This window comes from Microbacterium sp. SYP-A9085 (assembly GCF_009649635.1).
GTDB lineage: Bacteria > Actinomycetota > Actinomycetes > Actinomycetales > Microbacteriaceae > Microbacterium.
Genome location: NZ_WJII01000007.1, coordinates 22,151 through 35,481, shown reverse-complemented (window position 1 = coordinate 35,481; position 13,331 = coordinate 22,151). Strand labels below are relative to the sequence as shown.

At 70.8% G+C, this 13,331-nt stretch carries 17 protein-coding genes; 9 read left to right on the top strand and 8 right to left on the bottom strand.

Annotated elements, in window-relative coordinates:
• Positions 1-90 precede the first annotated feature (90 nt).
• Positions 91-1,452 (top strand): HNH endonuclease signature motif containing protein, encoded by a 1,362-nt coding sequence (locus GH740_RS12820; protein ID WP_153746503.1) that lies wholly within the window; start codon positions 91-93, stop codon positions 1,450-1,452.
• 42 nt (positions 1,453-1,494) lie between these two features.
• Here the strand turns inward: GH740_RS12820 and GH740_RS12815 are convergent, their stop codons facing one another.
• Positions 1,495-2,490 (bottom strand): aldo/keto reductase, encoded by a 996-nt coding sequence (locus GH740_RS12815; RefSeq protein WP_153746502.1) that lies wholly within the window; start codon positions 2,488-2,490, stop codon positions 1,495-1,497.
• 120 nt (positions 2,491-2,610) lie between these two features.
• On the opposite strand from GH740_RS12815, the gene GH740_RS12810 reads away from it, so the two are divergent.
• Together GH740_RS12810 and GH740_RS12805 are read left to right on the top strand one after the other, a co-directional pair.
• Positions 2,611-3,054, top strand: a complete 444-nt coding sequence (locus GH740_RS12810; protein WP_153746501.1) for an OsmC family peroxiredoxin — start codon at positions 2,611-2,613, stop codon at positions 3,052-3,054.
• Positions 3,054-3,503: a hemerythrin domain-containing protein gene (locus tag GH740_RS12805; RefSeq protein ID WP_153746500.1), complete on the top strand. Its 450-nt coding sequence runs from the start codon at positions 3,054-3,056 to the stop codon at positions 3,501-3,503. The genes GH740_RS12810 and GH740_RS12805 overlap by 1 nt, the downstream gene beginning before the upstream one ends.
• A gap of 213 nt (positions 3,504-3,716) precedes the next feature.
• Here GH740_RS12805 and GH740_RS12800 read toward each other — a convergent pair whose 3' ends face one another.
• Positions 3,717-4,940: an MFS transporter gene (locus GH740_RS12800; protein ID WP_153746499.1), complete on the bottom strand. Its 1,224-nt coding sequence runs from the start codon at positions 4,938-4,940 to the stop codon at positions 3,717-3,719.
• A complete protein-coding gene (locus tag GH740_RS12795) occupies positions 4,937-5,590 on the bottom strand; it encodes a metalloregulator ArsR/SmtB family transcription factor (RefSeq protein WP_216644951.1) in 654 nt (217 codons plus the stop codon). The genes GH740_RS12800 and GH740_RS12795 overlap by 4 nt, the downstream gene beginning before the upstream one ends.
• Positions 5,591-5,647: 57 nt before the next feature.
• Between GH740_RS12795 and GH740_RS12790 the strand changes: the two genes are divergently transcribed.
• Positions 5,648-6,184, top strand: a complete 537-nt coding sequence (locus GH740_RS12790) for a DUF488 family protein (protein ID WP_153746497.1) — start codon at positions 5,648-5,650, stop codon at positions 6,182-6,184.
• The gene (locus GH740_RS12785) at positions 6,177-6,683 is read left to right on the top strand and encodes an O-acetyl-ADP-ribose deacetylase (protein WP_153746496.1); all 507 of its coding nucleotides are present in this window, start codon (positions 6,177-6,179) and stop codon (positions 6,681-6,683) included. The genes GH740_RS12790 and GH740_RS12785 overlap by 8 nt, the downstream gene beginning before the upstream one ends.
• 5 nt (positions 6,684-6,688) lie before the next feature.
• Here the strand turns inward: GH740_RS12785 and GH740_RS12780 are convergent, their stop codons facing one another.
• The 3 genes from GH740_RS12780 to GH740_RS12770 form a co-directional block, all read right to left on the bottom strand.
• Positions 6,689-7,675, bottom strand: a complete 987-nt coding sequence (locus GH740_RS12780; protein WP_153746495.1) for an NAD-dependent epimerase/dehydratase family protein — start codon at positions 7,673-7,675, stop codon at positions 6,689-6,691.
• Between the two features lie 23 nt (positions 7,676-7,698).
• Positions 7,699-8,310, bottom strand: coding sequence for a flavodoxin family protein (locus GH740_RS12775; RefSeq protein WP_153746494.1), 612 nt, complete (start codon positions 8,308-8,310; stop codon positions 7,699-7,701).
• 86 nt (positions 8,311-8,396) lie between these two features.
• A complete protein-coding gene (locus GH740_RS12770) occupies positions 8,397-9,497 on the bottom strand; it encodes a glutamate--cysteine ligase (protein ID WP_153746493.1) in 1,101 nt (366 codons plus the stop codon).
• Positions 9,498-9,579: 82 nt separating this feature from the next.
• On the opposite strand from GH740_RS12770, the gene GH740_RS12765 reads away from it, so the two are divergent.
• Positions 9,580-10,377 carry a class II glutamine amidotransferase gene (locus tag GH740_RS12765; RefSeq protein WP_172978377.1) on the top strand — a complete coding sequence of 266 codons (798 nt, stop codon included), beginning with the start codon at positions 9,580-9,582 and terminating at the stop codon, positions 10,375-10,377.
• A 6-nt stretch (positions 10,378-10,383) separates the two neighbouring features.
• Here GH740_RS12765 and GH740_RS12760 read toward each other — a convergent pair whose 3' ends face one another.
• Positions 10,384-10,782, bottom strand: coding sequence for a ChaB family protein (locus tag GH740_RS12760; protein ID WP_153746491.1), 399 nt, complete (start codon positions 10,780-10,782; stop codon positions 10,384-10,386).
• A gap of 130 nt (positions 10,783-10,912) precedes the next feature.
• Here GH740_RS12760 and GH740_RS12755 point away from each other — a divergent pair, with 130 nt between their 5' ends.
• Genes GH740_RS12755 through GH740_RS12745 form a run of 3 tightly spaced genes read left to right on the top strand, consistent with a single transcriptional unit; the run spans position 10,913 to position 12,830 of the window.
• On the top strand, positions 10,913-11,512 hold the full coding sequence (locus GH740_RS12755; protein ID WP_153746490.1) for a TetR/AcrR family transcriptional regulator: 600 nt from the start codon (positions 10,913-10,915) through the stop codon (positions 11,510-11,512).
• Complete coding sequence (locus tag GH740_RS12750; RefSeq protein WP_153746489.1) at positions 11,509-12,447, top strand: NAD(P)-dependent oxidoreductase; 939 nt, start codon at positions 11,509-11,511, stop codon at positions 12,445-12,447. Before GH740_RS12755 ends, GH740_RS12750 begins: the two co-directional genes overlap by 4 nt.
• Positions 12,448-12,473: 26 nt before the next feature.
• Complete coding sequence (locus tag GH740_RS12745; RefSeq protein ID WP_172978376.1) at positions 12,474-12,830, top strand: YciI family protein; 357 nt, start codon at positions 12,474-12,476, stop codon at positions 12,828-12,830.
• A 19-nt stretch (positions 12,831-12,849) separates the two neighbouring features.
• On the opposite strand, the gene GH740_RS12740 is transcribed toward GH740_RS12745, so the two are convergent.
• Positions 12,850-13,305: a DUF805 domain-containing protein gene (locus GH740_RS12740; RefSeq protein WP_172978375.1), complete on the bottom strand. Its 456-nt coding sequence runs from the start codon at positions 13,303-13,305 to the stop codon at positions 12,850-12,852.
• Between the last annotated feature and the right edge of the window lie 26 nt (positions 13,306-13,331).

Sequence of the window (13,331 nt, the reverse complement as noted above, 5' to 3'; positions counted from 1 at the left end):
CCCAGTTACGCGCAAGGACCGTCTATCCGCAGATTCGGCACCCGCGGCCAAATCGCTTGACATAGTATCGAACGTGCGTACTATTGGAATATGGAAGATCCACTCGCGGGACTCGAGGATGCCGTCGGCTCACTGCGCCACGCCTGGACCGGACCGCGCGCCACCGCCGGGCCGGCGACGAATCTGGGGCGCGCGGAGCTGATGCGGGTCCTTGATCGGCTCGGAGAGCTGGGTCGTCGTGTGGACGACCTTCGGGCCCAGGTAGCGGCGGAGATCGACCGTGAGTCACGCCCGGAGCTGGGTGTCGACTCGCTCGCCAGACAGCAGGGGTACCGCAGCCCTGCGGCGCTGATTGCGGCGACCACGGGAATCGGCACCGGAGATGCGATCCGGGTCGTTGCCGTCGGCAAGGCCATTGCACCGCGTCAGGCACTGACCGGAGAGGCCCTCCCTGCGAAGCATCCCCACGTTGCAGAGAGCCTCCACGCCGGCCGGATCGGACAGGCGTCTGCGGCGATCATCGTGGCCATGCTGGAGCGTGTCGCCGTCCGCTCCAGCGTCGAAGACCGCGCCAATGCCGAGCAGACGCTTGTCGCCAGTGCTCCCGGCCTGAGTCTGGATGAGCTCCGGAAGCTGGTGACCCGGGCCGAGGCGTGGCTGGATCAGGATGGTATGGAACCGGCCGAGCGTGACCGCCGTGGAGAGGAGCATCTCCACCTGTTCGAGCGGGACGGCTTCCTGCACCTGGAGGGGCAGATCGAGGCCACGCGCGGCGCCCCGGTGAAGGTGGCGATCGACGCTCTCGTAAGTGCCGGGTTCCGGCAGGCCAAAGACGACGTCACCAGGGGCGACGACGACGCCGTCCAGCGCACCGTGCCCCAGCGACAGGTCGATGCGCTGATCCAGCTCGCAGAACACGCGCTGGGCTGCGAGAGGAAGGATCTTCCGCTCGCGGGCGCGACCGTGGTGGTCCGGATGAATCTGGAGACACTGACCGACGGCATCGGGCTGGCCGAGATAGACGGCATCACGCAGCCGCTCTCCCCCGCCGCCGCCCGCCACATCGCCGCATCCGCCGGGATCATCCCGGCGGTGCTGGACGGCGAGTCGGAGGTCATGGACTGGGGCCGGAAGAAGCGGCTGTTCACGTGGGCGCAGCAGATGGCACTCGCCGAACGGGACGGCGGATGCGCGATGTGCAACCTTCCACCCGGCATGACGAAAGCGCATCATCTGGAATGGTGGGCTCGAGATCACGGCGATACCGACATCGACAACGGAGTCCTGCTGTGCGAGCTCTGCCACCATCGCATACATGACAACGGCTGGCAGATCCGGATCGAGGGTCACGGCGTGAAGGCGAGAGTCTGGTTCATCCCGCCGGTCACCGTCGATCTCGCCCGGACGCCTCGCCTCGGCGGCAGAGCGCGTTTCAGCTACCTCGCGGCGTGACCCGCAGGGCTCCGCTGGACTACGGGAATCACCGCGACGCGGTCACCAGTTCGGATGGATCTGCGCGCGCAGGTCCCGGTCGTAGACGTCGTGGACGGCAGCGTCGAAGGCGGCGAGGTCGAGCGGCGACCCCGCCTCGAGGAGCGCCGCCGCGTCGGCATTGGCCGTCGCCTGGGCGACATTGCGTGCGCCGGGGATCACGGTGGTGATGCCGGGCCGCGACGCTATCCACGCGAGGGTCGCGGCGGGCAGGCTGACGCCCTCCGGCAGCTCGGCCGTGAGGTCGCGCACGGCCGCCAGACCGGTGTCGTAGTCCACGCCGGAGAACGTCTCGCCGCGATCGAACGCCTCGCCATGCCGGTTGAATGTGCGATGGTCGTTGGCCGCGAACGTCGTCTGCGCCGTGTACCGGCCGCTGAGCAGGCCGGACGCCAGCGGAACGCGCGCGAAGATCGCGACATCCGCCGCCGCAGCCGCGGGCAGCACCTCGTCCAGCGGCTTGAGCCGGAACGGGTTGACGATGATCTGCACGTTGCTCACTCCGTGTGCGATAGCCGCCAGCGCCTGTGCGCAGGTCTCGACGGAGACGCCGTATGCGGCGATGGCACCGTCGGCGACGAGCGCGTCCAGGGCATCGTAGGTGGCGTCGTTCTCGATGACATCCGTCGGCGGGCAGTGCAGCTGCACGAGGTCGAGGGTGTCCACTCCGAGATTGCGGCGACTGCGCTCGGTCCACGCACGGAAGTGCGCGGGCGAGTAGTTCTCCGCCGTCTGCGCGAGTCGACGGCCCATCTTCGTAGCGACGGTGATGCCGTGCTGTGGCCGCCCCGCGAGGAACCGGCCGATCAGCGACTCCGACAGTCCGTCCCCGTACACGTCAGCCGTGTCGAACAGCGTGACACCGCGATCGGCGGATACCGCGAGCACGCCGAGCGCGTCATCCTCGCTCACCGTGCCCCAGTCCGCACCCAGCTGCCAGGTGCCCAGGCCTATCGCGGAGACGTCACGCCCGGTGCGGGCCAGGGAACGATGGTGCATGCGACCAGTCTGGCACCGTCGACCCCGCAGCGATCCGGGCGCCCGTCCCGGGAAGGACACCGGGCGGTAGAGTTATTTCCACAGAAGCGCTTGTGGAAAATACGCGACGATGGGAACGATATGAGCATTGCGGTTCGTCACGCGACGACGACGTGGAACGGCAGCCTGACCGCCGGGACGGGCACGTTCGGGAGCACCAGCAGCGGCGCCCTGGACGGCCAGCAGGTGACGTGGGCCTCGCGGACGGAGGCGCCGGGCGCCAAGTCCAGCCCCGAGGAACTGCTCGCGGCGGCGCACTCGTCCTGCTTCTCGATGGCCCTGGCCCTGACCCTGGGCGAGCACAACGCGCCGCCCGAGCGCCTCGTCGTCACGAGCGAGGTCACCCTCGACCCGATCGACGGCGTGCCCACCATCACGACATCCCGGATCTCCGTCCGCGCCCACGTGCCCGGGGTGGATGCCGCGACCTTCGCGTCGATCGTCGACGAGGCCGCGCGGCTGTGCCCCGTCTCCCGCCTTTTCGCCGGCGCGAAGATCACCGTCGACGCGAAGCTCGAGGACTGATGGCCGCCGGCACGCAGCTCGCGGACGCCCTCACCCGCGAGCACCACGCGATCGACGCGGGCATCGAGGCGTACCTGGCGGATGATTCCGACCCGGCGCCGCTGCTCACCGCGATGGACGCCCTGCGCAGGCACATCTACCTGGAGGAGCGGTTCCTGTTCCCGCCGCTGAAGCCCGCGATGATGATGCCGATCTTCGTGATGCTTCGCGAGCACGGCGAGCTGTGGCGCGCGATGGACGACGTGGATGCCGCTGTCGCGGCGGATACCGCCGGTGTGCCGGATCAGTGCCGGAGCCTGCTCGCGCAGCTCAGTTCGCACAACACGAAGGAGGAGCCGATCGTCTACCCGCGCGCCGACGCCGACCTCTCCCCCGAGATCCATGAGCAGCTGACAGCGTTCCTCGCCGAGGGCGCGTTCCCGAAGGGATGGCGGTGCGAGCAGGCCTGACCCGCCTGCCCTGACGCGCGGCGAGCCCCGCGCGAATCGCCGCCCCGGAATGTCGCGAGGCATCCCCCAAATCCGCGAGGCATCCCCCAAATCCGCGACTTGTACAGGCTGCCTCGCGAGTTTCGGGGCTGCCTCGCGAGTTTCGGGGCTGCCTCGCGAGTTTCGGGGCGGCAACTCCGCGGCCGCGGGCGCGCGCGGTCTCGCCGCCTCGGATCAGAAGCGGCGCCGACCGAGGACGGCGTTCACGCCGCCGGCGGCCACGACCATCGCGGCCGCCACAACCGGCAGCACGAGCGCCGCAGACGTGCCGGCACGCTGCGCGACTTCGCCGGTGACGGCCGCACCCACAGACTGCCCGACGATGACGGCGGAACCGAGGATCGTCATGACGGTCGCGGACCGGCCGAGCGGGCTCCGCTCGGCGCCGAAGCTGTACTGCGTCACGAGCGTCGGGCCGATGCCGATCCCGATCGCCGCGAGCGCCGCCGTCATCGCGCCCACGGTGTGCACGAACGGCAGCGCGACCGTGCCCGCGAGGATCACCGCACCGAACACTATCCACCGGGCCGCGCGCGTGAACCGCTCCGAGAACAGCGCGACACCCAGCGCGAACGCCGCCGAGCCGATCCCCATCACGCCGTACAGCAGCCCCGCCTGCTCGGCCGCGCCGCGATCGTCCATGAACGCGGTGAGCGAGGTGAGCATAGCGCCGAAGAACAGCCCCACCCCGAGGATTCCCGCCACCACGACGACGAGGGCCGGCCGGAACAGCTCCGACACCGGTCCGACCGCGGTCCCGTGCGACCGCGTCTGCCGGCGTGGTGCCGTCGGATGCAGCGCGAACGTCCCGACGAACACGACCGTCAGCACCGCCGCGCCCACGAGCGCCGCCCACGGCGCGATCAGAGAGGCCAGGATGCCGACGACGAACGGCCCGATCACGAACACCGTCTCGTCCGCCGCCGACTCGTACGCCATCGTCGAGTTGAAGACGCGCTGGCGGCGGGCCCCGTCGATGCGCTCGCCGATGATCGTCACGAGTCTGGACCGGGACAGCGGCGCGACCTGGGGTGCGGTGGCACCGATCAGGAACGCGCTCACGAGCATCACGGCATCCGGTGCGGGACTGTACGCGATCCACGCGAACAGGGCCAGGACTATGCCGTTCGCCGTTCCGACCACCAGCAGCACCGGCCGCTGCCCGAACCGATCGGCGGCGGCACCCAGCAGCGGCCCGAAGCACGCCGTACCGAGACCGACCGCGGCCGATGTCAGGCCGCCCAGCGACAGCGACCCTCGGGTGGAGACCACGAGCGTGAGCACGCCCACCACCATCATCGCGAACGGGAGCCGCGCGACGAACGCGACCACGAAGTACGACAGGCCGGTCTGCCCAAGCAGGGTGGTTCCCTGCCGGACCGCGGGGGTATCCGTCATGCGGTGAGCCGGGACTCCTCGACCTCGACGCGGCTGGAAAGGTGCGCGACGCACACGTCGGGGTGCTCGCGACGTTCCAACCGGGCCACCGAGGTGTCGGCATCCCATGCCTGCAGGGCGCCCCGCATCAGCCCCAGGTGAATGGAGCAGACGATGTCGGGTTGCTCTCGGGCGAGCTCGAGGAACGGGCAGTGGCAGATGTCCACGGTGTCCGGGTGCTCGCTCGCGCGCGGGCCGAAGCCCACGCGGTCGAGCAGCTCGAACAGGCCCGTAACGGGATTCTCGGCGCTCACGCGCTCGGCCTCTGCCCGCCCCCACCGGCGCCCCGCGGCCTCCGCCGCGCGCGTCGGCTCGGGCTGGTCGGCGAGCGCGTCGACGAGGATCTCCGCCAGCATCCGATACCGGCGCGAGTCCGTGCCGTCCATCTGCCGCACCCGCCCGAACAGCTGCGCCGGCCGGCCCGGCAAGCCGCGGTCGTCGACGGTGCGCTCCACGAGGCCGTCCGCGAGCAGGCGCTCCAGGTGCAGACGCACCGTGTTGGGGTGCGTGCCGAGGCGCTCCGCCAGCGCGACGACTGTCTGCGGCTGTGCAGACTCGTCGAGGAGGCGCAGCACGTCTTCTCGTCGGCTGGCCCGGATGCCCGTTGCCATGCGGGCCATTTTACCCAGCGCACACCGCGCCGGGGCCACGGACGTAGAGTCGGGGTCATGGACGAGCCGGTGGTGTGGACGATCGGCCACTCGACGCGGTCCATCGACGAGTTCGTGGCGCTGCTCGCCGAGAACGGTGTGCGGGGGGTCGTTGACGTGCGCACGATGCCGCGCTCGCGGCACACGCCGCAGTTCAACGAGGACGAGTTCGGCCGGTCCCTCGGTGAGCACGGTGTCGCCTACCGGCACCTGGCGGCCCTCGGCGGGCTGCGCCACACGACGAAGGCGTCCGTAAACACCGGCTGGCGCAACACGAGCTTCCGCGGATATGCGGACTACATGCAGACATCCGCATTCGCCGCCGGGCTCGATGAGCTGATCGGCATCGCCCGCGAGACGCCCACCGCGATCATGTGCGCCGAGGCTGTCCCGTGGCGCTGCCACCGATCGCTGGTGGGCGATGCACTGCTGGTGCGCGACATCCGGGCCGTCGACATCCTGGGGCCGGGATCGACGCGGGAGGAGACGCTCACTTCGTTCGCGCAGGTGGACGGGCAGGCGATCACGTATCCGCCGGAGGACGAGGATGCCTGAGCTCATCGCCGTGCAGGGTGATATGACGGTGCAGGATGTCGACGCTGTCGTGAACGCCGCGAACAGCGCCATGCGCGGCGGCGGCGGTGTGGATGGCGCGATCCACCGGGCCGGCGGCCCGCAGATCCTCCGCGACTGCATCGCCCGGTTCCCCGACGGGCTGGCCACCGGCGACGCCGGCTGGACGACGGGCGGCGACCTGCCCGCACGGTGGGTTATCCACACGGTAGGTCCGAACTTCGCGGCCGGGCAGCGCGACCGCTCGCTGTTGGTCGCCTGCTACCGGCGCAGCCTCGAGGTCGCCGACGAGCTGGGTGCGCGCACACTGGCGTTTCCGCTGATCAGCGCCGGGATCTACGGGTGGCCGAAGGACGACGCCATCCGGGTCGCGGTGGAGACGATCGCCGGGACGGCCGCGCGGGTCGACCATGTGCGAATCGTCGGCTTCGACGAGCGCACGCACCGGGCGGTCCAGGCCGTCATCGACGGCCTCGGCTGACCGGCTCAGCGGCCGTCGAGCGCGGCCAGCAGCTCGCGCTCCTCGTCGTCCGTCAACCCGGCGCCCAGGACCGTCGCTGTCGCGGCAACGGCCCCGTCGGCCAGCGTGTCCGCCAGCGGGCGCAGGACGAGCCCGGCCGCGCGGGCGCGGGCGTTGGAACGGCTGTTCATGCCGGACCACTCGGGATCGGGCAACCACAGCGGCAGGGAGCGCGGGCCCGCCCACGGCGCGACGCCCTGATCGAGGAGCCATTGCGACGGGGCCAGGACGCTCTCTCCGCCCCCGGCCACGGCCCGGGCGGCTGCCAGATGGTCGGCGAACGGCACCGGCTCCCCGACGGCATTGAAGACGCCGGGCACACCGGACGCCAGGTGCACCAGCCATGCCGCAAGATCACGGACATCGATGACGGATGTCGGCAGGTCCGGCGCATCCGGCACCAGCACCGCGCCGCTCGCACCGGACGGGTGCGCGAACCGGCGCGGCCAGTACGTGGTGCGGCCGGTGCGGTCGCCGGGGCCGCCGATCAGGCCGGGACGCACTATCGTGCTGCGGTCCTCGCCGAACGCCGACAGCACCGCCTGCTCGCACGCCGCCTTCGCCGCGCCGTAGTCCTCCAGCGACGCCATCACGTCGGCGGCGAGCGGCTCCACGACCGGCTCCGTCTCGTCCGCGCCGATCCTCCCGTGCGATGCGTAGGCGCTCACGGACGACACGTACACGTAGTGGTCCGCGGTGGACGCCAGGTCGCGCACGGCGCGGCGGACGTGCCCGGGGTGGGTCGCGACATCCACGACCGCGTCCCAGTGTTGAGCACCCAACGGCGCCAGCGCGTCATCGTCATCGTCATCGCGGTCGGCGACGACGAGCGTCGTGCCCGCGGGGGCCGGCGCATGCCGGGCGACGCAGGTGATCTCGTGACCGGCGGCGACGGCGGATGCCGCGACATGGCCGCCCAGCCATCCGGTCCCGCCGAGGATCAGCAGCTTCATGCGGTCGAGTGTGGCAGACGGGCTCAACCGACGGGATAGGGTTCCGCTCTGAGCAGACGCGCCGCGTGGGCGGCGTTCGCGGCGGCGGTCCTGGTGAGCGCGGCCACCGCCTCGGGGGCGCCGTCGATGTCCTTGTAGTCGACCTTCTGCATCGCCGCGCCGTTCCAGTACACCGATGACTGGGCGGGGATCGTGAAGCCGACATCCCCGAGGGACTGGGTGAGGATGCCGGTGATGTGGTGCGCGCCGTCCTCGTTGCCCACGACGACGGGGACCGCGACCTTGTCGAACAGAATCGGCCGGCCGGCGGCATCCGTCTCGCCCAGCTCGGCGTCCAGGCGCTCCAGCACCCGCTGGGCGACGCTGGAGTGCTGGCCCATCCACGTGGGCGTGCCGAACACGATGATGTCGGCGTCCAGGATCGCGGCCCGGATCTGCGGCCACTCGTCGTCGCCGCCCATGTCGGTCTCCACGCCCGGCAGGACGGTGTGGTCGACGATGCGGATGACGTCGCCGGCGACGTCGTGCTCGGCGAGCGCGTCGAGCACCTGCCGGCCGAGCACCTCGGTGCTGGATTCGGAGGGCGAGGGCTTCAGGGTGCAGTTGAGAAGGAGGGCGGTCAGGGGGATGTCCATGCGGCGAGGCTACGCGGGCGGCGCGGAGTCTCCAGGGGCCTTCCGTTTCCCGCGGGAAGACGGTAAGCGTCACCGCCGGGCCACGGTCATTCGTCCTGCCCCGCCGTGACGCGTGCGAGCTGCGCGACGACGTCGCTGAGCCGGCCGGTCTTCTCGTACACCGCCCGTTGGCGGTCGGCGCCGGTGCCGCGCCGGAACAGCCAGTCCACGTCGGCGCGCACGCGTTCCTCGTCGCCGCTGTCGCGCAGTGCCGGGCCGACCGTGCGCAGCAGGTCGTCCACGACCTGCCGGGCCGGGCGCGGCTGCAGCGTTGTCGGGTCGATCAGATTCTCTGAGAGTCCGTGGCGCCCGGCCTGCCAGGTGGCGAGGCGCAGCAGCGTGGCGGGGACGGGAGGCGCGGGGTCGCCGGCGCGCCACGCCCGCGCCGCCGTCTCCACCATGGCCCGGCACACGGTCGCGATCAGCACCGTCTCGCGGACATCCGCACAGACGTCGGCGACCCGGATCTCGATGGTCGGATAGCGGTGCGAGAGCCGGGTGTCGAAGTACACCATGCCCCGGTCGAGCATCACGCCGGAGGCCAGCATCCCGTCCACGAGCCGGTCGTACGCCGCGACCGACCCGAACACCTCCTGGGGGCCGGATGTCGGCCATCGCTGCAGTGCCTGGGACCGGAAGCTCGCGTACCCGCTGTCCTTGCCCTGCCAGAACGGAGAGTTGGCGCTCAGTGCGGTGAGGATCGGCGTGACGGTGCGGATCCGGTCAAGGATGCCGATGCCCTCCGCGCGGGAGTCGATGGCGACGTGCACATGGCAGGCGCAGGTGAGCTGTTCGTTCGTGGTGAGCCCGAACTGGTCCACCATGCGCTGATACCGCTCGTGCGACACGATCCGCGGTTCGACGGGGAGCGGCGAGGTGCCGGAGGCGATGATCCGGGCGCCGGCCTGCCGCGCCGCGTCGATGGCGGTCCGTCGCCATGCGCGGATGTCGTGGGCGAGGACGTCGATGTCGGTGGTCGGCGCCGTGTCGGTCTCCAGCTGTTGCTGCTGCAGCTCGTGGTCGAGGGATCCGCCTGACTCGCGCGCCACGACGTCGGCATGTGCGATGGCGCGGGCGGCGACCGCGCGCGGGACGCCGCTCTCGGCGTTCACGAGCAGAAGCTCCTCCTCCACTCCGATGCTGCGCATACGTTCAGGGTCCCAGTCAACGCCTTGCGGGCGCGCGGGCTTGGCGAGAGCCTCGAGACGCGCTATAGGAAGGCTTCAGACGATGTGCCGACTGTTCGGATACGTCTCCGACCGCCCGACCGCGGTCGTCGACGAGCTCGGTCCCGAGGGATTCCGCGACTTCACCGCGTTGGCCCGCGTGCACAACGACGGGTGGGGCATGGCGTGGCTCGACGAGGCGGGGTGGACACGGACGGCGCGCTCGCCGGCGTCCGCCGATGACGATCCGGAGTACGCGCGATTGGCCGCGCGGCCGCTGGGGGCGGCGGGGTTCGTGCACCTGCGCTGGGCGACCGGGGGCCTTGCCGTCGGCCTGCAGAACACGCATCCGTTCGCCGACGGCCCGTTCGCGTTCGCACACAACGGGCACATAGCCCCCATCGATCGGCTCGAAGGGATGCTGACGACCGCCTCGCGCGCGAGGCTGGCGGGCACCACCGACAGCGAGCGGTATTTCCGGCTCGTGGTGCAGTGCATCGAGCAGGAGGGCGACGAGGCCCGTGGGGTGACGCTCGCGCTCCGCATGCTCATGCGGGAGTTCCCGAACAGCAGCCTGAACGCACTGCTACTGACATCCCGGCACCTTTTCGCCGTCCATGTCAACAGCCGTGCGGACTCGCCGCGTGCGGGCCTTCGGGCGCTGTTCGAGTCGCCGGATGCCATCCCATTCCGGCACGAGAACGAGTACTACGCGATGGACTATCGCGTCACCGACACGTGCGTGCAGGTCATCTCGAGCGGGCTGAACGCGCCGGGATGGTCGCCGGTGCCCGCCGACAGCGCCGCGATGATCGACGTCGCCACGCGCGAGATCACGCGCCTCGAACTCCTCCCCGTCTGATCTGGGTCACTTCTCCCGTGCCTTGCGGGTCTCGCGCCGGTTCGCCTTCTCGATAGCGTCGACCAGCTGCCCCTTGTCCATCGTGCTGCGTCCGCTGATGTCGAGCTTCTTGGCGACGTCGTACAGATGCTGCTTCGAAGCGTTGGCGTTCACGCCGCCGCGGGTCTTGCCTGGGGAATTGCGGCCGCCGGCCGCCTTGCGGTCGCTGGGGCCGGCCTTGTCCTTCTTCTCCCAGTGGTCGCCGACCTTCTCGTATTCGTGCTTGAGCGCCGAGAACGCGGTGCGGTGCGCGCGCTCGCCCTCGCCGTATTCGTCGACGGCGGAGTCGTGCGCCTTCGACCAGATGGACTGCGCGTGCTTCGGCGAGCGCTTGATGGTGTCGGGCATTTCCTTCGATGCGGGCATGGTGGTCCTCCTGTCTTCGTCACGGTACGACGACGCGGAAATCGGCGGCAGGGGCTTGTGCTCGGGATCGTTGCGTGGCACACGGCGGTTGTGTCTTGACAAACGGTAAGTAAGTGGTTACTTTCCTCGTGTGACCACCCGTGACCGCCTCCTGGATGGCGCGCTCCGGCTGTTCGCCCGGCACGGGTACGCGGGCACGTCGATCGCCCAGATCGAGGAGGAGGCGGGGCTGTCGGGCGGCTCCGGCGGGCTCTACAAGCATTTCCGCTCGAAGCGGGACCTGCTGGCCGCCGGCATCCAGGCCCGGATCGGGGCGGCCGACGATATCCCGCAGCTGCTCGCGCAACTGGAGGCGAGCGGAGACCGGCGCGCCGCGATCCGCGGCGTGGCGGCGGCGGGCCTGCAGCGGCTGCAGTCCGAGCGCTATCTGAACCGCATCCTGCTGCGCGACCTCGGGGCGTTCCCGGACCTGCTCGCCCAGTTCCGGGATGAAGAGCTGCGGCGCCTGCATGCGCTGCTGGCCGGCGCGTTCGCCCGCCTGCTGCCGGACGCGGATGCCGAAGCCGTCGCGGCGGTCGCGATCGCCGCCGTCTCGCACCACTGGACGCTGTGCGATGTCTTTGGCGAGGACCCCCTGGGCATCGGCACCGAGCGATTCCTCGATGCCCTCACCGATCTGGTCGCCGGGAGCATCAGCGCCCGCCCGGCCGAGACAGGAGAAGCGACATGAGAGTATTGCTGGCCGGAGCATCCGGCACCCTGGCCCGGGCGCTGCTGCCGCAGCTGGTCGCATCCGGGCACGACGTGATCGGGCTGGGTCGTCGACCCGGCTCCGTCGACCGCATCCGCGCGCTGGGCGGGACACCGGTTGTCACCGACGTCCTGGATCGCGAAGCGCTGCTGCGCGCTCTGGCCGGACATCGCGCCGACGCGGTCATCCATGAGCTGACCGCACTGCAGAAGCCGCCGATCCGCTACGGGGCGATGACGGCGACGAATGTCCTGCGCACGACGGGCACGGAGAACCTGCTCGCTGCGGCCGCGCAGCTGGGGGCGACCCGCTTCCTCACGCAGTCGATCGTGTTCGGGTACGCATATCGGCGTCGGTACGCGGGGCCGGTGGATGAGTCGACGGAGTTCGGCCACGCCGAGGATCTGCCCACGGATGCCACGGTCGTCGCGCTCGCCCGGAACGAGGATCTCGTCCGCACCGCGCCGGGCGTGGATGGCATCGCGCTGCGGTACGGGCTGTTCTACGGGCTCGACGCGGGCACCGTCACGCGGATGCTGCGGCGACGCGGCCTGCCGGCGTCGCGCGCGACCGGCGCGGTGCCGTTCATCCATCATGAGGACGCGGCGGCGGCGACCGTCGCGGCGTTGGAGCGCGGTATCCCCGGCGCGGCGTACAACATCACCGACGGAACCCGGCAGACCTGGGCGGGCTACCTCGACGATGCGGCGCGCGCGTTCGGCACGCCGGCTCCGCTGCGGATGCCGATCTGGATGCTGCGGGCGGCGGCGCCGTATGCGGCAGAACTGATGACGCGGATGGATCTCGAGGTCACGAGCGCCAAGGCGCATGAGGAATTGGGGTGGGCGCCGCGCTTCACCACGACTGCCGAGGGGTGGGCGCATGAGGCCGGCCGACAGTCTGCGGTGGCATGACGGGCGAAGTCGAGGAGAATGCCGGAATGATGCAGTTCGACGATCTGGTGTTCGTGCGGCTGATCCGCGTCGCGGACCGGCCGACGCTCGACGCCGCTGAGGGGACGAGGGTCCAGGATGCGCACCTCGCGTACATCCACGAGCTGTGGCGCCGCGGCGTGCTGATAGCGGCCGGGCCGGTGGACGACGGCGGGGAGGTCGTGGGGATCAGCGTGATGACGTGCCCGATGGAGGAGGCGCGGGTGCTGGTGGCTGCGGACCCGGGCGTGCAGGCGGGGCGGTTCACGCCCGAGTTGACGGCGTGGCAGGTGCCGGCGGGGATGCTCGTGGGTGGGCCGGGCGTGCCGCCGCGAAGCGTGGCGGAGGTGCTCGGCAACAGCTGATCGAGCCGACGGGCGTGGACTACGCGGCCGCGCGGTCGAACCGGATGCCGCGGGGGTTCGTGGGCTGCAGAATGAGCACGAGCATCATGATCCAGCCGACGCTCGGGATCAGGCCGAGCAGCCAGAACAGCCCGCGCAGGTTCGCGTCGTGCAGGCGGCGCCAGGCCAGCGCGAGCGACGGGACGATGGCTGCGACGAACCAGGCTCCGGCGAGGACGACCGTCACGGTGAGGCCGGTGTCCCAGCGCAGGCCGTGCCCGGTGCGCGCAGCGAGGAGGGACGGAACGTAGATCGCGACGATCACGGCTGCGACGATGCCGCCGCACAGCATCCACCACCAGAACTCACTGCGACTCGCGCGGCCGCTGAAGGTCGCGTACTTCCGCCAGAAGCGCGTGAACGCGATCGGAAGGGTCGCACCGTAGTACGGCTGGTCAAGGGGAACTGGCGCGCGGTCCCCGCTGTGCGCTGTCATCGTGGCCTCCCGCGGCAGGCGCGGCG